General features: G+C 74.0%; 18 protein-coding genes. 2 read left to right on the top strand and 16 right to left on the bottom strand.

The features are described 5' to 3' along the window. Positions 1 to 10 precede the first annotated feature (10 nt). The 5 genes from FHU33_RS10585 to hppD form a co-directional block, all read right to left on the bottom strand. Positions 11 to 343: a putative quinol monooxygenase gene (locus FHU33_RS10585; RefSeq protein WP_142025331.1), complete on the bottom strand. Its 333-nt coding sequence runs from the start codon at positions 341 to 343 to the stop codon at positions 11 to 13. Between the two features lie 162 nt (positions 344 to 505). Beyond that, the gene (locus FHU33_RS10580; RefSeq protein ID WP_142025330.1) at positions 506 to 5,086 is read right to left on the bottom strand and encodes a cation-translocating P-type ATPase; all 4,581 of its coding nucleotides are present in this window, start codon (positions 5,084 to 5,086) and stop codon (positions 506 to 508) included. A 75-nt stretch (positions 5,087 to 5,161) separates the two neighbouring features. Then, positions 5,162 to 5,428 (bottom strand): hypothetical protein, encoded by a 267-nt coding sequence (locus FHU33_RS25775; protein WP_142025329.1) that lies wholly within the window; start codon positions 5,426 to 5,428, stop codon positions 5,162 to 5,164. Continuing rightward, on the bottom strand, positions 5,425 to 6,630 hold the full coding sequence (locus FHU33_RS10570) for a homogentisate 1,2-dioxygenase (protein ID WP_142025328.1): 1,206 nt from the start codon (positions 6,628 to 6,630) through the stop codon (positions 5,425 to 5,427). Before FHU33_RS10570 ends, FHU33_RS25775 begins: the two co-directional genes overlap by 4 nt. Before the next feature lie 99 nt (positions 6,631 to 6,729). After that, on the bottom strand, positions 6,730 to 7,935 hold the full coding sequence (gene hppD, locus FHU33_RS10565) for a 4-hydroxyphenylpyruvate dioxygenase (RefSeq protein WP_142025327.1): 1,206 nt from the start codon (positions 7,933 to 7,935) through the stop codon (positions 6,730 to 6,732). 151 nt (positions 7,936 to 8,086) lie between these two features. Between hppD and FHU33_RS10560 the strand changes: the two genes are divergently transcribed. Next, positions 8,087 to 8,599 (top strand): Lrp/AsnC family transcriptional regulator, encoded by a 513-nt coding sequence (locus FHU33_RS10560; RefSeq protein ID WP_142025326.1) that lies wholly within the window; start codon positions 8,087 to 8,089, stop codon positions 8,597 to 8,599. A 297-nt stretch (positions 8,600 to 8,896) separates the two neighbouring features. Continuing rightward, positions 8,897 to 9,094 (top strand): hypothetical protein, encoded by a 198-nt coding sequence (locus FHU33_RS10555; RefSeq protein WP_425456766.1) that lies wholly within the window; start codon positions 8,897 to 8,899, stop codon positions 9,092 to 9,094. A 34-nt stretch (positions 9,095 to 9,128) separates the two neighbouring features. Here the strand turns inward: FHU33_RS10555 and FHU33_RS10550 are convergent, their stop codons facing one another. The 11 genes from FHU33_RS10550 to FHU33_RS10500 form a co-directional block, all read right to left on the bottom strand. Then, positions 9,129 to 9,362 (bottom strand): ketohydroxyglutarate aldolase, encoded by a 234-nt coding sequence (locus FHU33_RS10550; RefSeq protein WP_142025325.1) that lies wholly within the window; start codon positions 9,360 to 9,362, stop codon positions 9,129 to 9,131. Positions 9,363 to 9,390: 28 nt separating this feature from the next. Further along, complete coding sequence (locus FHU33_RS10545) at positions 9,391 to 10,722, bottom strand: S8 family serine peptidase (RefSeq protein ID WP_246063487.1); 1,332 nt, start codon at positions 10,720 to 10,722, stop codon at positions 9,391 to 9,393. A 249-nt stretch (positions 10,723 to 10,971) separates the two neighbouring features. Continuing rightward, positions 10,972 to 12,393: an FAD-binding oxidoreductase gene (locus FHU33_RS10540; RefSeq protein ID WP_142025324.1), complete on the bottom strand. Its 1,422-nt coding sequence runs from the start codon at positions 12,391 to 12,393 to the stop codon at positions 10,972 to 10,974. Continuing rightward, positions 12,390 to 13,907: a malate dehydrogenase (quinone) gene (gene mqo / locus FHU33_RS10535; RefSeq protein ID WP_142025323.1), complete on the bottom strand. Its 1,518-nt coding sequence runs from the start codon at positions 13,905 to 13,907 to the stop codon at positions 12,390 to 12,392. The genes FHU33_RS10540 and mqo overlap by 4 nt, the downstream gene beginning before the upstream one ends. After that, positions 13,904 to 14,833 carry an AEC family transporter gene (locus tag FHU33_RS10530; RefSeq protein WP_142025322.1) on the bottom strand — a complete coding sequence of 310 codons (930 nt, stop codon included), beginning with the start codon at positions 14,831 to 14,833 and terminating at the stop codon, positions 13,904 to 13,906. Before FHU33_RS10530 ends, mqo begins: the two co-directional genes overlap by 4 nt. Beyond that, positions 14,830 to 15,693 carry an ATP-grasp domain-containing protein gene (locus FHU33_RS10525; protein WP_142025321.1) on the bottom strand — a complete coding sequence of 288 codons (864 nt, stop codon included), beginning with the start codon at positions 15,691 to 15,693 and terminating at the stop codon, positions 14,830 to 14,832. The genes FHU33_RS10530 and FHU33_RS10525 overlap by 4 nt, the downstream gene beginning before the upstream one ends. Further along, a complete protein-coding gene (locus tag FHU33_RS10520; RefSeq protein WP_142025320.1) occupies positions 15,686 to 17,218 on the bottom strand; it encodes an aldehyde dehydrogenase (NADP(+)) in 1,533 nt (510 codons plus the stop codon). Before FHU33_RS10520 ends, FHU33_RS10525 begins: the two co-directional genes overlap by 8 nt. Before the next feature lie 44 nt (positions 17,219 to 17,262). Further along, positions 17,263 to 18,429 (bottom strand): L-talarate/galactarate dehydratase, encoded by a 1,167-nt coding sequence (locus FHU33_RS10515; protein ID WP_211355065.1) that lies wholly within the window; start codon positions 18,427 to 18,429, stop codon positions 17,263 to 17,265. A 29-nt stretch (positions 18,430 to 18,458) separates the two neighbouring features. Next, entirely contained in the window at positions 18,459 to 19,790 is a 1,332-nt protein-coding gene (locus tag FHU33_RS10510) for an enolase C-terminal domain-like protein (protein ID WP_142025319.1), read from the bottom strand. 46 nt (positions 19,791 to 19,836) lie between these two features. After that, a complete protein-coding gene (gene kdgD, locus FHU33_RS10505) occupies positions 19,837 to 20,751 on the bottom strand; it encodes a 5-dehydro-4-deoxyglucarate dehydratase (RefSeq protein WP_142025318.1) in 915 nt (304 codons plus the stop codon). 255 nt (positions 20,752 to 21,006) lie between these two features. After that, positions 21,007 to 21,900, bottom strand: a complete 894-nt coding sequence (locus FHU33_RS10500; protein WP_142025317.1) for a LysR substrate-binding domain-containing protein — start codon at positions 21,898 to 21,900, stop codon at positions 21,007 to 21,009. Positions 21,901 to 21,938: the final 38 nt, after the last annotated feature.

The raw sequence follows: 21,938 nt of genomic DNA, 5'->3' as shown, positions 1-21,938 counted from the left end.
CCGGCGGGGATCAGCCGGCCCGGTCGACCGCCAGCTCGCCGAGCTCGGACCAGTCGTCCTGCGGCAGCGCGAAGTTCACGATCCGCGGTGTCTCCTGCAGATGGGGTGGCAGGTCCTGCTGCGCGGCGTAGAAGTGATCGGACGTGACGTGTGCGCGAGCGGCGTCGTCGTCCCGGAACGCCTCGACCAGGACGTACTCGTTCGGGTCCTCCAGGTTGCGCGACCAGTCGAACCACAGGCAGCCCGGCTCGGCGCGGGTCGCCTCGGTGAAGGACCTGCTGATCTGCGGCCAGGACTCGGCGTCCTCGGGCAGCACCCGGAACTTGGCGGTGATGAAGATCAAGGTCGGTTCCTTTCCGGAAGGTGTCGTCAGGGGACGAGGATGGCGCGTCCGCGCACGCAGCCTGCCGAGAGGCCGTCGTCGGCGGCACGTGGCACCCGGTCGGACCCCGTGCCGGGGTAGCGGGTGCAGAGAACCAGTGGTGGGGGCGCCGACGGGCAGCGCTCACGCCGGGGACTGCGCCGGTGCAGGGCGCAGCCGGTCGACCAGGGCGGGACCGACCTCCGCGGTCACGGTGCCGACGGCCGCCCAGCCGAGGACGACCAGCCAGGACAGCGGGTCCAGCGGCGTGCAGCCGAAGAACCGGCTCAGCCCCGGCGTCTGGACGACGGCGAACAGCACGGCCAGCGAGCCGGCGGCGGTCGCGAGCACCAGCGGGCTCCTGCGGCCGGACCACGCCGTCTGACCGAGCTGGGTCGTGATCAGCGCGGCCAGGCCCATCGTGCTCGCCCGCCCGAACGGGCCGGTGAGCCGGCCGGTCGCCCACGCCCCGGTCGCCCCCACGGTCGTCGCGGCGCCCCGGACGAGGACCATGCGCCGGACCGTGTCGGTGAAGTTCCGCTGCGGCCCCGCCCGCAGCACCGGCGCGAGCGGGTGCCCGGCCAGCGGGCCCTCCTCGGACTCCTCGACGGCGGCCGCCCGCGGGGTCGCCACCGCGACCGCGAGCGCCGGGAACATGTCGGTGAGCAGGTTGACCAGCAGGAGCTGCCGGGTGCCGAGCGGCGCCCGGCCGCCGAACACCGTGCCCAGCACGGTGAAGGCGACCTCACCGGCGTTCCCGCCGACGAGGACTGAGACCGCGTCCCGCACCCGCCCCCACATCGCCCGGCCCTCGGCGATCGCGTCGACCAGCCGGGTGAGGTCCTGGTCGGTCAGGACGACGTCCGCGGCCGTGCGCGCCGCCGGTGACTCGGCGCCGGAGACCCCCACGCCGACGTCGGCCAGCCGGATGGCGGCGGCGTCGTTGACGCCGTCCCCCGTCATCGCGAGGGTCGCTCCCGCCCGGCGCAACGCGGCCACCAGGGTCACCTTCTGCTCGGGTGAGAGGCGGGCGAAGACGGCGGCGGTCCGCACCAGCTCGGCGCGTTCGGTGTCCGACGCCCGGGCCAGTTGCGCGCCGGTCACCACCCGGTCGGCGTCGGGGACGCCGGCCTGGGCGGCGATGGCGCCGGCGGTCTCCGGGTGGTCACCGGTCGCGACCAGCACGCGGACCCCCGCGGCGCGGAGCTGCTCGACAGCAGCCACGGACGAGCTCCGCAGGGTGTCGGCGAGACCGACCAGGCCGCGCAGGGTGAGGTCCTGCGCCGCCTCGTCGAGCTCGTCCGGCCGGCCCTCCACGGCGCGGTCGGCGACCGCCAGGACGCGCAGCCCGTCGGCCGCGAGCTCCTGGACCCGGTCCTGGACGCCCTCGGCGCCGCCGCACCGGCGCAGCACCACCTCGGGCGCGCCCTTCACCACCAGCCGCCCGTCCCGGAGCACCGCGGAGAAGCCGCGGTCGGCGGCGAAGGGCAGGCAGGCGTCCGGCTCGCCGTCCGCGGCGACGTCCCGCTCGGTGGCGGCCTCGGCGACGGCGCGATCGGTCTCGTGCGCCTGCTCGTCACCCTCGGCGACCGCCGCGGCGGCGAGGCGGAGGACGTCCTCCTCGTCCTGCCCGTCGTCCAACGGCAGCAGCCGGACGACGCTCAGCCGGTTCTCCGTCAGCGTCCCGGTCTTGTCGAAGCAGACGGTGTCCACCCGCCCCAGCGCCTCGAGCACCCGGGCGCTGCGCACGACGGCACCGCGCTTCGACAGCCGCCGGGCGGCGGCCTGCTGCGCCACGGTGGCCACCAGCGGCAGCCCCTCCGGCACGGCGGCCACCGCGATCGCGAGCCCCGATCCGACGGCCTCGCGCAGCGGACGTCCCCAGAGCACGCCCAGCGCGGTGACGACGCCGCCGCCGGCGAGGGTCAGGGGCAGCACGGCACGGGTCAGTTCCCCCAGCCGCGCCTGCACCCCGGCCGGAGGCGCCGCACCGCCCGCGGCCCGCGCCGCCCGGCCGGCCTGCGTCGCCGACCCGACGGCGACGACGACGGCGCGGCCCCGGCCGGCCACCACCGTCGTCCCGTCGAAGAGCATGCAGGTGCGGTCGGCCACCTCGGCTCCGGGCGTGGCCTCCACCGTCTTGCAGACCGGCAGGGACTCACCGGTCAGGTTCGACTCGTCCACCTCCAGGTCGGCGACCTCCAGCACGCGGGCGTCGGCGGCGAGCACGTCACCCGCCTCCACCTGCAGCACGTCGCCGATCCGCAGTGCGGTCCCCGGCACGTCCTCGCGCCCGCCGTCGGTCTCGCGGTGGACGGTGACGTCCTGCTCGAGCAGCAGCGACTCCAGAGCGGTCTCGGCCCGCAGCCGCTGGACCCCGCTGATCAGCGCGTTGCCGACGGTCACGCTGCCGACCAGGACCGCGTCGGTGGACTCGCCGAGCACCGCGGTCGCCGCCGCCCCGGTGCCCAGGATGGGCGTGAGCGGATCGGACAGCTCGGCCGCGACCGTGCGGGCGAACCGGACCGGACCCCGGACGACGGGCAGCGCCGTCACCGCCCGGACCGGGACCGCCAGCCCGCGTCGCGGCGGGGCCTCCTCGGCGGGCAGGTCCTCGAGCCGGCGGAGCACGTCGTCGGGGTCCAGGGCATGCCACGGCGTGTGCACCGACGGCGGCGGCTCGGGACGGCGGGCCAGCCGCACCGCCGCCCACGCGCCGTCGAGCATCGTGAACGCCGTCGCCGTCTTGCCCGGCGTGGTGGCCTTGCGCTGGCCGTACCGGGCGCTGCCGACGGCGGCGAGCAGGGCGCCGAGGACGTTGCCGGTGAGCGCGGTGGTGACCGAGCGCCGGCTGACCGCACGGGCGACCACGGTCGCGGCGACGATCCGGCAGGCGTCCACGAGGCCGGCCGGGGTGACCAGGTCGGCGCCCCAGGCCGGGGAACGGCCCTCCCAAACCGGGGCCACGCCGACGTCGGCGGCCAGCAGAGCCGGGCCGTCGGCGGCGGAGACGACGAGCACGCCGTGTTCCTCTGTCTGCAGCCGGCGCACGGTGTCCACCAGGGCCTCGTCGACGGGCGGTACCTCGTCGGCCGCTCCGGTGATCTCCCGGGTGCCGACGTGCGCGGTCAGCACGAGCCGGTGTCCTGCGTCGACGACGGCGGTGACCAGCGCCTCGGCGTACGGGTCGAGCTCGGCGGCGACGACCACCTGCCCGACCCGGCGCCGGCCCCGGAGCAGGGTCCGCACCTGCCCACCGGGCGCTTCGGACGATTCGCGCACCGGCCCCAGCCGCAGCCGGCCGGCCGCGCCGTCCCCGCCCGGCGCCTCCGCCTCCGCGGCTCTCTCGTCGCCCAGCAGGCGGGTGGCCGCGGTCCAGACCGCCGCGGGGTCCCAGCCGTCGGCGTCGGCGCTCGCGTCGATGACGACCGGTGGCCCCGTGCACAGCGCGTCCGCGTCGACGACCACGGTGTCGATCCGGTCCAGCCGGCGGTAGGCCGAACCGTCCATGGGCAGGATGCCGCGGCGGCACATCAGCAGATCGGCCGAGGCGGCGAACGACTCCCGGCCGAGGACGGCCGCCTTGGGGGTCAGCGCCTTGAGCAGGTCCGCGGAGCGGCCGGGACGGCGGGTCAGGGGCAGCAGCCCGAGCGCGCCGCCGAGCGCCGTCGGGGCGAGCCGGGCGCGGTAGGACTCGACGGGTCCGCGCGGCAACGGGCCGGGTCGCTCCCCCGGCGGCTCGATCGGCTCGGCGGGGTCCTCCTCCGGTTCGGGCCCGCACAGCTCCCCTTCACGCCTGCGCCACACCTGCCGCCGGGCGCGGATCTCCAGCGCCTGCTGCACGGCGGCGGCCGCGTTGATCGCCGGAACGGTCGGGCTCTGGGTGAGCGCGTGCAGGAGCGCACTCACCCCGGTGAACACCAGGTCGGTGCCGACCGGCCCGATCCGCGCCTCGATGCGCGACTTGAGCCACTGCTGGGAGTCCAGCAGCGCGATCGCCAGGGTGATGTGGCGGCTCATCGCGGGGACCGGCAGCACCCGTGCGGCGACGGCGACGCCCACGGCGGCGGTGTCGATCGCGGCGTCGATCATGGCGGCGAGCAGGGGTTCGAGATCGGCCGGGTGGTCCTCGCGCTGCGGGAACACCGTCCGGGCGCCCCGCGCCTGCTCGATGGCGGTGACGACCCCGACGACGTCCTCCACCGACACCCGCCGGTCGTCGAACCCGACCAGCACCCGGCCGACGACGTCGTTGACCGTGGCCCACTCCACGCCCTCCAGCCGCTCGAGGTGGCGGCGCAGCGCCCGCCGAACCTCCGGCTGCTCCTCGGCCGAGGGCGCGCAGAACTCGACGGCGGCGTGCCCGTGGTCGGCGTAGACGCGGCGGGTGTGGCGGGCCAGGGGCGGCTCGAGCATCCCGCGGGCGACATCCGCGAGGCTGCGCAGGTGCCCACCCGGGAACGGGTCGGCGCCGGTGACGAGCGTGCCGACCGTCCGCGTGCCCGTGACGGCTGTCTTCTTGGCGACGGAGAGGGAGAGCTCGGCGACGGCGGCCGTGGTGTCGACGGTGGCGCGCGCCAGCCGGGTGGCCGCCCGGGCGGGCTCGGCGAGCAGGCCGGCGGTCATGACGGCGGGCGCAGCGGCGAGCGCCGTGCCGGCGACGGCCAGCCGGGCGGCCGTCCCCGCGGCGCGGCGCGCGGACTGGATCCCGCGGAGCAGAACCATCGGCGTCCCCCGGACAGCGGTTGCCCGGACGGTACGCCGCCACGGCGCGTCCGGCAGGACGGTGAGCGCCCGGGATCAGCGCGCGGGCGGCACCGCGCCGGTGACCTCGCCGAACCCGATCCGGCGTCCCCCCCGGGCCCGGTGCCGACGCCGAGATCGTGACCACGTCGCCGTCCTCGAGGAAGGCCCGGGTGGAGCCGTCGGCGAGCCACAGCGGCTCTGCGCCGTTCCAGGAACGATCCGCACCCCGGTCCGCCGGTGGGTGTCCGACGTCGAGAGGGTGCCGTAGGGCAGGTTGTCGATCCCGAACTCGTCGTCGGGCGGCAGGTCCAGCCGGCTCACGCGGACGGTCCGCGGCCCGACCACGACCAGGCGTACCGGCCGTCGTCCACCGCCGTGCCGGCCTCGCCGAGGGCGAGCGGGCGGAAGGTGTCGACCATGATGGCGAGCTCGTCGAAGGCCTCCGCGCCCAGCGACCGCTCCACCGCGCCCGGCTGCGGACCGTGGCTGTGCCCGCCGGGGTGCAGGCTGATCGAGCCCTTGCCGATGCCCGAGCCCTTGCGCGCCTCGTAGTCGCCGTCGACGTAGAACATGACCTCATCGGAGTCGACGTTCGAGTGGTAGTAGGGCACCGGCACCGCGAGCGGGTGGTAGTCGACCTTGCGCGGCACGAAGTTGCAGATCACGAAGTTCTGCCCCTCGAAGACCTGGTGCACCGGCGGCGGCTGGTGCACCCGGCCGGTGATCGGCTCGAAGTCGGCGACGTCGAACGCGTACGGGTAGAGGCAGCCGTCCCAGCCGACGACGTCGAAGGGGTGCTCCGGTGTCACGTGGACGGTGCCGGCCAGCCCGCCCGGCCCGTCGCCGCGGTGCTTGACGTAGATCTCCACGTCCGTCCCCTCGGCCAGCATCGGCTCGGCCGGCCCGCGCAGATCGCGCTCGCAGTACGGCGCGTGCTCGAGGAACTGCCCGTACCGGCTCAGGTAGCGCTTGGGCGGGGTGATGTGGCTGTTCGCCTCGATCGCGTAGGTGCGCAGGGGCTCGTCACCGATGGGCAGCCAGCGGTGCGTCGTCGCCCGCGGAATCACCACGTAGTCGCCCTGGCCCACGTCGAGCGCGCCGAACACCGTCTCCACCCGCGCCGTCCCGCGCTCGACGTAGACGCACTCGTCGCCGGTGGCGTTGCGGTACAGCGGGCTGGGCAGGCTGCTGACGGCGTAGGAGATGCGGACGTCGGCGTTGCCCAGCACCAGCCGCCGCCCTGTGACGGCGTCCACCGCTTTGTGCTCCTCGCCGGGGAAGAGGTCGTGCAGCTTCAGATGCCGCGGCAGCAGCGGGGTGTTCGGCGTCGTCGTCTGGTCGGGCAGGTCCCACGGCCGGGCGTCGACCAGCGAGGACGGGATCCCGCGGTGGTAGAGCAGCGCAGAGTCGGCGGAGAAGCCCTCCTCCCCCATCAGCTCCTCGGCGTACAGCCCGCCGTCGGGACGCCGGAACTGGGTGTGCCGCTTCGGTGGGACCTCGCCCACCTGCCGGTAGAACGCCACCAGACCCTCCCTCTCCCACGGAGAGCGTTCATGGCCATAAACGCCGCAAGGACCGGTCGGCCCGTCCCCTCGTAAGTGCGTTTATGGCCATAAACGCACTCAGAAGTTGCCGCGCTTCTCCTGCTCGCGCTCGATCGCCTCGAACAGCGCCTTGAAGTTGCCGATGCCGAAGCCGAGCGAGCCGTGCCGCTCGATCAGCTCGAAGAAGACGGTCGGCCGGTCACCGATCGGCTTGGTGAAGATCTGCAGCAGGTAGCCGTCCTCGTCGCGGTCGACGAGGACGCCCCGCCGCTGCAGGTCCTCGATGGGCGCCCGGACCGTGCCGATGCGGGCGCGCAGCTCGGGGTCCTCGTAGTAGGAGTCCGGCGTGGTGAGGAACTCGATGCCCTCGGCCCGCAGCGCGTCGACCGTGCCGAGGATGTCGTTGGTCGCCAGCGCGACGTGCTGGGCACCGGGGCCGCCGTAGAAGTCCAGGTACTCGTCGATCTGCGACTTCTTCTTCCCCTGGGCCGGCTCGTTGAGCGGGAACTTCACCCGGTGGTTGCCGTTGGCGACCACCTTGCTCATCAGCGCCGAGTAGTCGGTGGCGATGTCGGCACCCACGAACTCGGCCATGTTGGTGAAGCCCATGACCCGGTTGTAGAAGTCGACCCACCGGTCCATGGCGCCGAGCTCCACGTTGCCCACGACGTGGTCGACGGCCTGGAAGAGCCGCTTCGGCGCACCGGGTCGCGGCACGAAGGACGACGTCCGGGCGACGTACCCGGGCAGGTGCGGGCCGCGGTAGCGGGAGCGGTCCACCAGCGTGTGCCGGGTCTCGCCGTAGGCGGCGATCGCGGCGACCCGGACGGTGCCGTGCCCGTCGCTCAGGTCGTGCGGCTGCTCGAGGACGGTGGCGCCCTGGGCCGCGGCGTGGGCGATGCACCGGTCGACGTCGGGCACCGACAGGGCGATGTCGACGATCCCGTCGCCGTGCCTGCGGTGGTGGTCGGCCAGCGGGCTCGCGGGGTCGTACGCGCCCTGGATCACGAAGCGGGCGGCGCCGGACCTCAGCACGTAGGCGTGGTGGTCGCGGTTGCCGGTCTCGGGCCCGGCGTAGGCGACGAGCTCCATGCCGAACGCCGACTGGAAGAAGTGCGCCGTCTGCGTGGCGTTGCCGACGACCCAGACCAGGGAGTCCCAGCCGGAGACGGGGAACGGATCGGCCGAGGCGTCGTACGCCACCAGGCCGACGAGCTGCTCGAGCTGTCGTAGATCGAGTCCGGCCAGGCGCTCCTCGTCGTTGAGGGTCTGCTCGAGGCTCACGGTCGTGTCTTCCCATCCGATGCGACGGCGCTGTCGAGCGCACTGCACACCTCCGCGGGTGGCTGTGCAACCAGTTCGGGTGCTGCTGGCCCACCCGACAGATCGGGTCACCGGTTTGGCCGAACGGCTATGCAGGCAGCATAGTTCGCACATGTTTCACCGACGCACGCTCGACGCCCTGGACGTCGCCCTGCTGGGCGCACTGCGCGAGCACCCCCGGGCCGGAGCGCTCGAGCTCTCGCGGCTCACCGGCGTGGCCCGCGCGACGGTGTCGGCACGCCTGCAGCGCCTGGAGGACGACGGCGTGGTCACCGGCTACGGGCCGGACGTCGACGTGACCGCGGCGGGCTTCGGCGTGCAGGCCTTCGTGACGCTGGAGATCGCCCAGGGCGCGATCGAGGACGTGCAGCGCGACCTGGAGGACATCCCCGGCCTGCTCGAGGCGCACGCCACGACGGGTAGCGGCGACGTGCTGTGCCGGGTGGCTGCCAGCTCGCACGAGGGTCTGCAGAAGATCCTGGTCGACCTGAACCGCTCGCCGGCGGTCGTGCGCTCGACCAGCGTCGTCGCGCTGTCCCGACTCGTACCGTTCCGCACGCTCCCGCTCCTGGCGTCGGAGGCGGCGCCGGACGCCGGACGATCGGCGATGCGCACGCGACCCTGACCCGGAGGACGCAGCACGGCCCCGGCGCGGGGGCTTCACGGCCACGCCGGGGCCGGTCGGTCCGGTAGTGCCCCACGAGAGGGGGCCCGAACCGGCGCCGGGTCGAGCATGTCGTGACGTTGGCGGGCGGAGCGCAACCCTGGTCTCCCCGGGGCCCCGCCCGGGGACATCATGTGCGAGCCCGCCGAGTTCTGCAACTGGCGTCCACCGCGGTGTCGCGGAGGCGCCCGGCCGACGCCCTGCATCCGCCGGCCTCGTGGCGCGCGAAGCACGAACGTCTTCCTCCTCGTCCTCGGCGTGCCGGCGATGCTCGTCGTCCTGCTCGGCTACGTCGTGGGACACGGGTTGTGGCGGTGGATCGGAGGGATGGTCGACGCCGCCTTCGGGACGTCCGCCGCCGCCGCGGCCGAGATCGCCGGCTGGACGACCGGAGCACTCCTGCTGGCGGGCGTGGTGTGGTGCCTGCTCCTCCTCCGACGACGCCGATCGCGGTAGCGGAGCGGCGGGTCCGGGCCTGGCCTCGCTCCCGCTACTGGACCGGGGCGTCCGGCGGCGGCAGTCGGTGGGCGAGCTGGGCATCGACGGAGGCGACGCCCTCGACACCGCGCAGGGCGTCGAGGGCGTCGTCGGGTGCCGACCCGGTGACGATCCCCAGCGTGCCGAGCACCTGCTCGACCTCCAGCCCGGAGGCGCGCAGGCTCTCGACGACGCCGTCCAGGCTGTTCCGGTGGTCGTCCCCCACGGTCACGCTGACGTGCGTCATGGGGCGCAACCTACGCCGGTTCCGCGCCTCACTGCGGGGCCACGCACAGCCCGCTGCCGGCGTCCACCGAGGGCTGCATCAACCGTTGGCTCTCCTGGCACAGCGTCGCCCAGAGTTCCCGCCCACGGCGCCCCGTCGCCTCCGCCCAGAGCGCCGCGACGCCGGCCACGTGCGGGGTCGCCATGCTGGTGCCGCTGATCGCCCGGTAGCGCATCGGCATCGGCCACGACGAGTACACCTGCCAGCCGGGCCCGGCGATGTCGACCTGTCCGCCGCGGGCCGGCAGGCTGCGGGCCGAGAAGTAGGCCATGTCCAGCTGCTGGTCCAGCGCCCCGACGGCCATGATCTCCGGGCTGTTGGCGGGAGCGCCGACGAAGCCCCACCGGCCGATCCGCCGGTCGGCGTTGTTGCCCGCGGCGGCGATGATCAGCGACCCCTGCTCCAGCGCCCGCGCACCGGCGACCGAGTACGGCGGGTGCTCCTGCATCACATCGGCGCCGAGCGACATCGAGATGACCGGGCAGCCGTTGGTCACGGCCCAGTCGATGCCCGCGAGGATCCCCCCGTCGGTGCCGCTCCCGGCGTCGCTCAGCACCTTGCCGACGAAGATGTCGGCCTCGTAGGCGACGCCGTACCGGGGCCCGGTCGACGGCGACCGGGGGCCGCAGGAGCTCCCGATGCAGTGCGTGCCGTGCCCGTGGCCGTCCTGCGCCTGCTCCCCCGGCACGAATGACTGGGCCGTCACGCTACGGCCGGCGAAGTCCGGGTGCTCGAGGTCGAAACCCGTGTCGAGCACGGCGACCCCGATCCCCCGGCCGGAGCAGGGCGAGGAGTCGGCCTGGACCGCCTGGATCCCCCAGGTCGCCTGCGGGGTGTCCGCGAACAGGGGCGCGGCGAGCGACCCCGCGGTGGGTGCGGGATGGCCGTTCCCCTCGTGTGCCCGCAGCACCCGCTCGGCCAGGTCGTCGACACCGTCGCGGTAGGCGCGGGTGTACTCGAGCACGTCCTGCAGGACGTGGTGCACCAGCTCCGGCGACACCGACAGGACCCGGCGGCCGGGGGCCTCCGCGGACTGCAGCATGGACACCTGGGTGGGGTCGGCGGAGACGACGGCCATCCCGAGCCGGCCGAAGACCGTGGCCTGCGCGTCGTGGACGGTCTCCGACGGCAGGCCCCCCGACGCGAAGTCGCGCGAGTCCGCGACCTCGGAGATGCCTACGCGACCCCAGTCGACGCCCGAGTCGTCGTCCCCGTCGGCGAAGACGACGATCTGGCGGCCGGTCGTCTCCGGCTGGAACACCGCCCCGACGCAGCCGTCGACGGGAAACCCTGACACTGCCGAGAAGCGCGGATCGATCACTGTTCCCCCTCGTTACCGGGACGCGGACGCCCAGCGTGCCTCCGCTCCCCCTCCGCCGGCAGGACTGCTCGGCACCGCAGAAGCGTTCTCGCGACGGCTGCCCCGTGCCAGGGAGCCGGGTACCGGCCACCCAGCGCAGGCGTCCGGACGGCGCTCCGTCACGCGCCGAATCCGTGCGCGTGCGGACCGGCGGATCGCCGTGACAGCCCGGTGATGTCCCCGCGGCGCTACCGCGCGGGAAGCACGGCGCTACCGCGCGGGAAGCACCTTGCCCGGGTTCATCAGGTTTCGCGGGTCGAAGAGCTCCTTGATGCTCCGCATCAGCTCGAGCTCGTAGCCGTCCTTGTAGTCGGCGATGACGTCGCGCTTGGCCTGCCCCAGCCCGTGCTCGGCGCTGATGCTCCCGTCGAAGCTGCTGGTCGAGTCGTAGACGATGCGGCTCAGCTCGTCGGCCCGCCCGCGGAAGGCGTCGTCGTCGGAGTCCACCGGCCTGCTCAGGTTGTAGTGCAGGTTGCCGTCGCCGATGTGCCCGTAGGTGACGATCCGGATTCCCGGCACGGCCGCCCGGAGTGCCCGGTCGGTGCGCTCGACGAAGCCCGGGATGCTGCTGACCGGCACCGTCACGTCGTGCTTCAGGCTCGGTCCCTCGAAGTTCTGTGCCTCCGAGATCCCCTCCCGCAGCCCCCACAGCGCGGCGACCTGCGCCGAGCCGGCCGCCACGACCGCGTCCGCGGCCACGTCCCGCTCGAACGCCTGGGCCAGCGCGGCCTCGAGCAGTCCGTCGAGTCCGGCGTCGGGCAGGGTGTCGCTCAGCTCCACGAGCACGTACCAGGGGTGGACGGCGCCGAAGAGGTCGCGCGCGCCGGAGCCGTGCCGGAGCACGAAGTCGACGCTCTGCCGCGACATGATCTCGAACCCGGTCAGCCGGTCGCCGCAGAGCGCCCGCACGATGCCGAAGAGGTCGACCGCGGCCTGGGCGGAGCCCAGGGCCACCCACGCCGTCGCCCGGCTCCGGACGGCGGGGAACAGCTTCAGCACCGCGGCGGTGACCACCCCCAGCGTGCCCTCGGCCCCGATGAACAGGTGCTTGAGGTCGTAGCCGGTGTTGTCCTTCCGCAGCCCGCGCAGGCCGTTCCAGATCCGGCCGTCGGGCAGGACCACCTCGAGCCCGAGCGTGAGGTCGCGCATGGTGCCGTAGCGGAGCACCCCGGTGCCGCCGGCATTGGTCGACAGGTTGCCGCCGATGGTGCAGCTGCCCTCGGATCCCAGGGAGAGCGGGAACAGGCAGCCCTCGGCCGCGGCCGCCTCCTGCACCGCCTGCAGGACGACGCCGGCCTCCACCGTGATCGTCTGGTTCACCGGGTCGACGGCCCGCACCCGCCGCATGCGGTCCAGCGAGAGGACCACCTGCCGGCCGGACGCGTCCGGCACCGCCCCACCGCACAGGCCCGTGTTCCCACCCTGGGGGACGACCGCGATCCCCTCCTCGCCGCAGGCACGCACGACCGCGGCGACCTCGTCGGTGCTGCCGGGTCGGACGACGGCCGCGGCGGCGCCGGACCAGGCGTTGCGCCAGTCGCTCAGGTAGCCGCCCAGCTGGCCCGGATCGGTGACGAGGCCGGCGTCCCCCACCGCCTCGCGGAGGCGACCGGTGAGTCCGGGGGGCGTCATGCGGGATCCTCCCGTCGGTCGCCGGTCGCCCCGTCGAGCCCCAGGACCCGGCGGGCCGCACGCGCACGGGCCAGGAGCTCGGCCGGGTCCGGGCGCTCAGCTCGGGCCGCCGACGGCGCGATCTCCTCCAGCCTCGGCGCCCACTGGGCCATCCGGTCGGGAAAGCCGGCCGCGAGCACGTCGACCATCGTCGCGGCCGCCGTGGACGCGCCGGGCGATGCCCCGAGCAGGGCGGCGAGCGATCCGCCGGCCGAGGTGACCACCTCCGTGCCGAAGCCGACCATCGCGCCCCGACCGCCCGACATCTTCAGCACCTGCACCCGCTGCCCGGCGGGAACCAGCTCCCAGTCGTCCGCCTGCAGGTGCGGGACGAACGTCCGCAGCGCGTCGAGCCGGCCGCGGGGAGTCTGGGCGATCTGCCGGACCAGGTAGGCCATGAGGGAGCGGTTGTCCCGGGCGGACGCCGCGAGGACCGGCAGGTTGCCCGGCCGCACCGCCCGGAGCAGGTCGGTGCGCCGTCCGGTGCGGAGGAACCGCGGGGAGAACGCCGCGAACGGGCCGAACAGGAGGTACTCCCGGCCGTCGACCGTGCGGTGGTCCAGGTGCGGGACCGAGATGCTCGGCGCCCCCGGCGCGGCGTGCCCGTAGACCTTGCCGCGGTGCGCGGCCACCAGGTCGGGGTTCGCCGTGCGGAGGAACCGGCCGCTGATCGGGAAGGCGCCGTACCGGCGCACCTCCGGGACCCGGGCCTTCTGCAGCAGCGGCAGCGTCCCGCCGCCCGCGCCGACGAAGACGTAGGGCGTCCGCAGCCGGTGCTCCACCCCGGTCGCTTGCTCCCGGACGCCGACGGACCAGGCGCCGTCGACCCGGTCGAGGGCGGTCACCTCGTGCCCCAGCCGGACGTCGCCACCGCGGGAGCGCACCGCGGCGAGCAGCTGCCGGGTGAGCACGCCGAAGTCGACGTCGGTTCCCTGGCGTGAACGGGTGACGGCGACGGGGCCGTCGTCGGGCCGGTCACCGAACATCAGCGGCAGCCAGGTCGCGAGCACCGCACGGTCGTCGCTGAACTCGGTGTCGGCGAAGAGCGGATGCCCGCGCAACGCCTCCCACCGGGCCCGCAGGTGCGCCACGCCGTCCGGCCCGCGGCCGAAGCCGAGGTGCGGGACCGGACGGATGAAGTCCTGCGGCGGCCCGATCCGGCCGGTCGAGACCAGGTGCGCCCAGAAGACCTGCGAGGCGGCGAACTGCGCGCCGATCTCCACCGCCCGCGAGACGTCGACCGATCCGTCGGCCCGGCGGGGCGTGTAGTTGAACTCGCAGAGCCCGGCATGGCCGGTGCCCGCGTTGTTCCACGCGCCCGAGCTCTCCAGCCCCGCCTCGTCCAGTCGCTCGACGACGGCGATCCGCCAGCCCGGCTCGAGCTCGCCGAGCAGCGTCGCGAGCGTCGCGCTCATCACGCCGCCTCCGACGAGGACGGCGTCGAACTCCTCGATCTCCACGGTGGCTCCCTTCATGCCAGCAGCACAGCGATGCCGACGAGGACGGGAACCGACAGCACGGTGCTGAGCAGGATCACGTCGCGGGCCAGCAGGGCGCCCCGGCCGTAGGCCGAGGCGTAGACGAACACGTTCTGGGCGGTGGGCAGCGCCGAGGTGACCGTGACCGCGAGCAGCGCGAGACCGTCGAGGTCGGCGACCCACCGGCCGAGGGCGTAGGCGAGGGCCGGCATCGCCAGGTTCTTGAGGACCACGGCCAGCCAGACCTGTCCGGCCAGCGCGCCGGCCGCCGGGCGGGGTGCGCCGTGCAGGCTCATCCCGTAGGCCAGCAGCGCGGCGGGCACGGCCAGCGCCGCGATCAGCTCGACCGGCTCCAGGAGCATCGCCGGGAGGTCCAGCCCGCTGGCCGCCAGGAGCAGGCCGAGCGCGCACCCGATGACCACCGGCGTCCGCAGCGGCTGCACCAGCAGCTGCCGCCAGGTCGGCGTCGCCGCCACGCCTGCCCGGGAGGCAGCGAGCACCCCGAGCCCGACGGGCGCCATGACGAGCACCTGGAAGAGGAGGACGGGAGCCACGTAGGAGGCGTTCCCCACGATGTACACCGCCACCGGGATACCGAGGTTGCCGGCGTTGACGTAGGACGACGACAGCGCGCCCGTGGTGAGCTGCGCGGCCGGCAGCCGCCACCGCCACCAGGCCAGGCCCACGTACAGCAGCGCGGTTCCGACCGCGCTGCCCGCCGTGGCGATCAGCGCCAGCGACGCGACCGTGGCGGTGTCGGCCCGGCCCAGGGTGAGGAAGAGCAGCGCCGGGGTGGCCACGAAGAACGACAGCCGGGACAGGATGCCCGGCGCGTCCCGGCCGAGGATGCCGGTCCGGCCCACCGCCCAGCCGACGGCGATCACCGCGGCCAGGGCGGCGAAGCCGCCCAGCACTCCGCTCACTGCTGGAGTTCCGCCTCCACCGCACGGGCCAGCGCCGCGGCGGCCTCGGGCGCCTGCGGCAGGAACAGGCTCGGCTCGGTCAGCTCGAGCTCCAGGACCACGGGGTGACCGGCCTGGTCGTGCACCAGGTCGATCCGCGCGTACAGCGGCACCGGCGCTCCGCCGACGAGATCACCGATGGCGGCGAACACGGCGTCGGCGACGTCCCGCTGCGCCGCCGTCGACTGCACGCGGCTCAGGTCGCCTCGGCTCTCCCGGTCGTGCCGGACGCCCTCCCCCGGTACGAGCAGCGCCCCCTTGCGGACGGCGTGGGAGAAGTGGCCGCCGAGGTAGAGCATCGCGGTCTCACCCTCGTCGTCCACGCTGGTGACGTACGGCTGGAGCATCGCCGTCCGCCCGGCCGCGGTCAGCTGCGCCGCGTGGTCCAGCGCCGCCGACGCATCGCTCCACCGTGCGGTGTCCCGGGAGCCGGCGGACACCGACGGTTTCACCACCCACTCCCCCGCAGCGGGCAGGTCGTCGGGATGCACCGGGTTCCACACCGTCGGCACGACCGGGAGCCCGGCCCGCTCCAGGTCGCGCAGGTAGGTCTTGTCGGTGTTCCAGCGCAGCAGCGCTCCGCCGTTGCGCAGCCGCGGGACCGACTCCGCCCAGGACAGGAACTCCGCCCGTCGCCAGGCGTAGTCCCAGCACGACCGGACGACGGCGAGGTCGAAACCGGACCAGTCGACGTCGGCGTCGTCCCACCGGACGAGGTCGACCTCGTATCCGGCGTCCCCGAGCGCGGCCACCGCCAGCGGCAGGTCGGGATCGACCCGCAGCCCCCGTTCGGAGCCGACCAGCGCGACCCGTTCAGTCACGGGGCAGCTGCAGCTTCCCGTCGATCCGCCGCGGGATGCCCTGGTAGCCGTCGGTCAGCTCCTCGGGCAGCACCTCCTGCGGCGCGCCCTGCCAGGTCACCGGACGCAGGAACCGGCGGATGGCGGTGGTCCCGACCGACGTGTGCTGGGAGTTGGTCGAGGGCCACGGTCCGCCGTGGTGCTGGGCCCACGAGACCGCGACACCGGTCGGGTAGGCGTCGTAGACCAGCCGGCCGGCGCGGGTGCGCAGTTCCCGGGAGACCGCCAGCGGCAGCTCGGTCTCGCCGTCGCCGCGCAGGACCGTCGCGGTGAGGGACGACGGCATGGACTCGAGCGCGGCGAACAGCGCCTTGTCCCCGTCGTACCGGGCGACGACGGCCACCGGGCCGAAGCACTCCTCGGTGACCTCGTGCGGCAGGTCGGCGGCGTCGGTGGTGAGCAGCAACGGCGTCGCCTGGAACCCCGGTCCCTGCGGCTCGCCCCCGTGCGCGACCGTCGAGACGCCGGGCAGGTCGGCGAGGGAGGAGGAGATGCGTGCGTAGGAGCCGGCGATGCCCTCGTTGAGCAGCGTCGGCGCGGCGGTCTCCCGGACGGCGTCGGCCATCGCCGCGAGGACGGCGTCGCCGTCGGTCCCGCTCGGGACGAACGCCAGCCCGGGCTTGGTGCAGAACTGCCCCGCCCCCAGCGTGAAGGACCCGACCAGCTCCCGGCCCAGCTGCGCACCGCGCTCGGCGGCCGCCTGCGGCGTGACGACGACCGGGTTGAGGCTGCTCAGCTCGCCGTAGAACGGCACCGGGTCGGGCCGTCGCTCGATGATCTCCAGCAGCGCCTTGCCGCCGTTCACCGACCCGGTGAAGCCGACGGCGCGGACGGCCGGGTGCGCGACGAGGTCGGCGCCGGCCTGCAGGCCGTGCACGATGCCCAGCGTCCCCTCCGGAGCGCCGGCGGCCCGTGCGGCCTCGGCCAGGATCTCGAAGCAGAGCTGCGAGGTCGCCGGGTGCGACCCGTGCGCCTTGACGATCACCGGGGAGCCGGCGGCCAGCGCCGAGGCGGTGTCGCCGCCGGGCACGGAGAAGGCCAGGGGGAAGTTGCTCGCCCCGAACACCGCGACCGGGCCGATCGGGACGAGCATGCGGCGCAGGTCGGGGCGCGGCCCCATCGGGGTGTTCCCGGCGGGGTCGATGGCCGCCTCGAGGTAGCTGCCTTCGTGCAGCACCTCGCCGAACAGCCGCAGCTGGTAGCAGGTGCGGGTCAGCTCACCGTTCAGCCGCGTCGTGCCGAGACCGGTCTCCCGGTCGGCGATCGCGACCACGTCGTCCCGGCGGGCCTCCAGCGCGTCGGCGAGCGCGCCCAGCAGGGCGGCCCGGCCGGTGCGTCCCAGGGCGTCGAGCGCCGGCGCCGCGGCGAGGGCGGCCGCGCACAGGCGGTCCACCTCCGCTGAGGTGGTCTCCTGCGCGACGACCTCGACCGTCTCTCCCGTGCGCGGATCGATGCTGAGGATTCCGTGGTCGGTGGATGGGGCCATGCGGGTGTTCCTCCAGGTCTTCCAGGTCGTCGGCAGCGGGGCGATCAGCGCGGTGCGTCGACGGTGACGGTGTCGACCGTCCACGCGCGGGCCTGCTCGGTCAGCGTGAACCCGAGGCCGAGCCGGTCGGACAGGTGCATCCGGCCGTCGCGGATCTCGAGCCGCTCGTCGAACAGGGGGTAGAGCCAGTCGAAGTGCTCCACCCACGTGCCGTGCGGGTACGCCGCGGCGAGGTGCAGGTGGATCTCCATCGCGAAGTGCGGCGCCATCTGCAGGTTGCTGTGCTCGGCGAGTGCGGCGAGCTTCAGGAACTGGGTGATGCCACCGATCCGCGGGGCGTCGGGCTGGATGATGTCCACCGAGCCGTGCCGGATGAGCTCGTAGTGCTCGGGCACGCTGGTGAGCATCTCCCCCGTCGCGATCGCGGTGTCCAGCGACCGGGCGAGCTGGGCGTGCCCCTCGGCGTCGTAGGCGTCCAGCGGCTCCTCGATCCACACCAGGTCGAACTCCTCCAGCGCCCGGCTCACCCGCATGGCGGTGGGCCGGTCCCACTGCTGGTTGGCATCGACCATGAGCGGCATCCGGTCGCCGATGTGCTCGCGCACCGCCCGCACCCGGCGCAGGTCCTCGGCCCAGTCGGGCTGGCCCACCTTGATCTTGATGCCGCCGATGCCCTCGGCGATGGTCCGCGTGGCGTTGTCGAGCACCTGCTCGATCGACTCGTGCAGGAAGCCGCCGGAGGTGTTGTAGCAGGGCACCGAGTCGCGGTGCGCCCCCAGCAGCTTGGCCAGCGGCAGGCCGGCCCGCTTGGCCTTGAGGTCCCACAGGGCGATGTCCATGGCCGCGATGGCCTGGGTCGAGGCACCGCTGCGGCCGACCGACGCCCCGGCCCAGACCAGCTTGGTCCAGAGCCGGCCGATGTCGCTGGGGTCCTCGCCGATCAGGTCGGCGGCGATCTCCCGGGCGTGGGCGAACTGGGCCGGCCCGCCGGCGCGCTTGGAGTAGCCGAAGCCGACGCCCTCGTGTCCGCCCTCGGTGCGGATCTCGGCGAAGAGGAAGACCACCTCCGTCATGGCCCGCTGCCGCCCGGTCAGGACCTTGGCGTCGCTGATCGGGTTCGACAGCGGCAGCACGACCGAGGACAGCGTCACCGACGCGATGCGGTCGAGAACGGCGGGGCTGTCCGTGCGGAGGATCTGGGTGGCGGTCACAACGGTCTCCAGGGTTGCAGCAGGACAGGTCAGCGGACGAGGCAGGGGCGTTTCGGGTCGAACTGCCAGCCGGGCAGCAGGTACTGCATCGCCACGGCGTCGTCCCGGGCACCGAGCCCGTGCTCCAGGTACAGCGCGTGCGCGGCGTCGACCGCGTCCCGGTCCAGCTCGACCCCCAGTCCCGGTGCGGCCGGCACGGCGATCGCGCCGTCCTCGATCTGCAGCGGGGAGCGCGTGAGCGGCTGCCCGTCCTGCCAGATCCAGTGCGTGTCCAGAGCCGTGATGTCGCCCGGCGCGGCGGCGCCGACCTGGGTGAACATCGCCAGGGAGATGTCGAAGTGGTTGTTCGAGTGCGAGCCCCAGGTCAGGCCGAAGTCGGCGCACAGCTGGGCCACCCGGACGGAGCCGCGCATCGTCCAGAAGTGCGGGTCGGCGAGCGGGATGTCGACGGCGTTCGACCGGACGGCGTGCGCCATCTGCCGCCAGTCGGTGGCGATCATGTTGGTCGCGGTCGGCAACCCGGTCGCCCGGCGGAACTCCGCCATGGTCTCGCGCCCGGAGAAGCCGGCCTCGGGTCCGACCGGGTCCTCCGCGTAGGCGAGGACGTCGCCGAGGTCGCGGCAGAGCTCGATCGCCTCGGCGAGCAGCCAGCCCCCGTTGGGGTCCAGCGTGATGCGGGCGTCGGGGAACCGCTCGGCCAGGGCACGCACCGCCGCGACCTCCTGCTCCCCGGGCAGCACGCCGCCCTTGAGCTTGAAGTCGGAGAAGCCGTAGCGCGCCTGGGCCGCCTCGGCCAGGGCGACGACGGCCTCGGGGGTCATCGCCTGCTCGCGGCGCAGCCGCTCCCAGTCGTCGGCGGGGTCGGCCTCGGCCAGGTAGGGCAGATCGGTCGCCGTCCGGTCCCCGACGTAGAAGAGGTAGCCGAGCATCGGGACGGTGTCACGCTGCTGGCCCTCGCCGAGCAGCTCGGCCACGGGGACGCCGAGGTGCTGGCCGAGCAGGTCGAGCAGCGCCGACTCCAGCGCGGTCACCGCGTGGATCGTCGTCCGCAGGTCGAAGGTCTGCAGGCCCCGGCCGCCGGCGTCCCGGTCGGCGAACGTGGCGGAGACGTCGCGCAGCACGCGCCCGTAGGCCGCGATCGACTGCCCCACGAGGAGCGCGCCGGCGTCCTCGATGGTGCGGCGGATCGCCTCGCCGCCGGGTACCTCGCCGAGGCCGGTGCGGCCGTCGGAGTCGGTGACGATCGCGATGTTGCGGGTGAAGAAGGGGCCGTGCGCGCCGCTGAGGTTCAGCAGCATGCTGTCGTGCCCCGCGACGGGGACCACCTCGACGGTGGCGACGGTCGGCGTCCGGCCGGTCATGCGGTCCTCCAGGTGGGTGGTCGCGTCGCTGGTCAGGAGGTGGCCGTCAGGAGACCTTGTTCACCAGGGCGGTGAGCTCGGCGAGCTCGGCCTCCGTGAGGTCGGTCAGCGGGGGGCGGACCCGCCCACCGTCCCGGCCGACCGCCGTCAGCCCCGCCTTGACGATCGACACCGCGTAGCCCTTCGTCCGGTCGCGGATGTCGATGTAGGGGATCACGAAGTCGTTGAGCATCGAGTAGACCTTGACCCTGTCCTGGGCGCGCACCGCGGCGTAGAAGCGCAGCGCGAACTCGGGCAGGAAGTTGTACAGCGCCGAGGAGTAGGTGCTCACCCCCAGCTGGAGGAGCGGCAGCGCGAAGGTCTCGGCCGTGGGCAGGCCGCCGACGTAGATGAGGCGGTCCCCGACCTTGGCGTAGGTGCGCGTCATCTGCTCGATGTCGCCGACGCCGTCCTTGAGCCCGATCAGGGTGGGGTTGCGGTCGGCCACCTCGGCGACGGTGCTGTCGGTGAGCACGGCGTTGGCGCGGCTGTAGACGATGACCCCGAGGTCGGTCGCCCGGCACACCGCACCGATGTGCTCGACGAGCCCGGCCTGGCTGGCCTCGGTCAGGTAGGGCGGGAAGAGCAGCAGGCCCGAGGCGCCGGCCTCCTGGGCCGCCTGCGCCTGGGCGACCGCCTGCGCGGTGCTCCCGGTCGCCGGGGCCAGGACCGGCACGCGGCCCCCTGCCTCGTCCACGGCGATGCGCAGCACGCGGTCGATCTCCGCCGAGGTGAGCGAGAAGCCCTCCCCCGTCCCCCCGGCCGCGAAGAGGCCGGCGACGTCGAAGCTCGACTGCCAGGCCAGGTGCTCCCGGTAGCGCGCCTCGTCGACGCGGAGATCGGCGTCGAAGTGGGTCACCGGGAAGGAGAGCAGGCCGGACTTCAGACGGTCGGCGAGAGCGTCGGGGGGCAACAGCGTCACGGGATCAGGTCCTCGGGGTCCGACGGGTCCGCGGGTGTCCGACGGCGAGGCGTCGGTGGGCACGAGCGGTGGTCGGCGTCACCGTAGGAAGACTCGACGATGCCTGTCCAAGAGTTGTTTCGCATCGAGCGATGCCTCGCGGGTATGGCGCCGGGCCGCCGGTCGCGCAGCACTCGCCCTCGCCGCGTGGACGCCGTCCCCGTGGTCTACCGCGCAGACGAGCACCACACCGCGAGGTCGAGTGGCCGGGACGCGTCAGAAGGTCTCCTCGCTCCGCTCGAGGAGTTCGAGGACCCGCCGCAACGCCGGGTTGCGGGAGCCTCTCGCCCAGAGCAGGTGCAGCTCCACGGGGTCGGGTACCGGCGTCTCGAGGCGGACGAACGCGACACCGTCGATGGGCAGCCGCGCCGCCGAGGCCGGCACGAAGGCGATGCCACGTCCCGCGGCGACGAGCCACAGCATGGTGAGGACCTGACTGACCGTGTGGACGGCATTGCCGGAGGCCGTGGGCACCATGCTCACGACCAGGTCGTAGAAGTAGCGCGCCTCGGTGGGTGAGTGCATGACCACCGGCTCCGCCGCCAGGTCGTCCGCGACCACGTCGCGGCCCAGCTCCAGCAGCCGGTGCCCGGTAGGGACGGCGACCAGCAGCGCCTCGCGGTGCAGGAGGCGGGAACCGAAGGTCTCGGCGTCGAAGGGCGGACGAGCCAGCCCGAGGTCGACCTCCTCGTTGAGCAGCGCAGCGATCTGCTCCCGGGTGACCATCTCGCGCAGGTCGAGGCCGATGTGGGGCAGTCCGCGGGCCACCTCGTTGAGCAGCCGGCCCAGCGTGCCGTAGGTGGAGGCGGCGGTGAACCCGATCCGCACCACCCCGTGCGATCCCGACGACACCCGGCGGGCGAGCTCGGGCGCGGTGTCGGCGAGGGAGAGGAGCCTGCGGGCCTCGCCCAGGAACACCTCGCCGGCCGCGGTCAGCGCCACCCGCCGGTTGTCCCGCTCCAGCAGCTGCGCCCCGACCACCCGCTCGAGCTTCTGGATCTGGCGGCTGAGCGGTGGCTGCGTCATCTTCAGCCGCTCGGCCGCCCGTCCGAAGTGGAGCTCCTCGGCGACGGCCAGGAAACCGCGGAGTTGCTCCAACGTGAAGGCCATGCCGCCAAGGTATCAATCAATGCTTCACTGGTCTTGGA

Source organism: Blastococcus colisei, assembly GCF_006717095.1.
Lineage (GTDB): Bacteria > Actinomycetota > Actinomycetes > Mycobacteriales > Geodermatophilaceae > Blastococcus_B > Blastococcus_B colisei.
The sequence above is the reverse complement of the archived record's forward strand: the minus strand, read 5'-3'. Positions and strand labels throughout refer to the sequence as shown.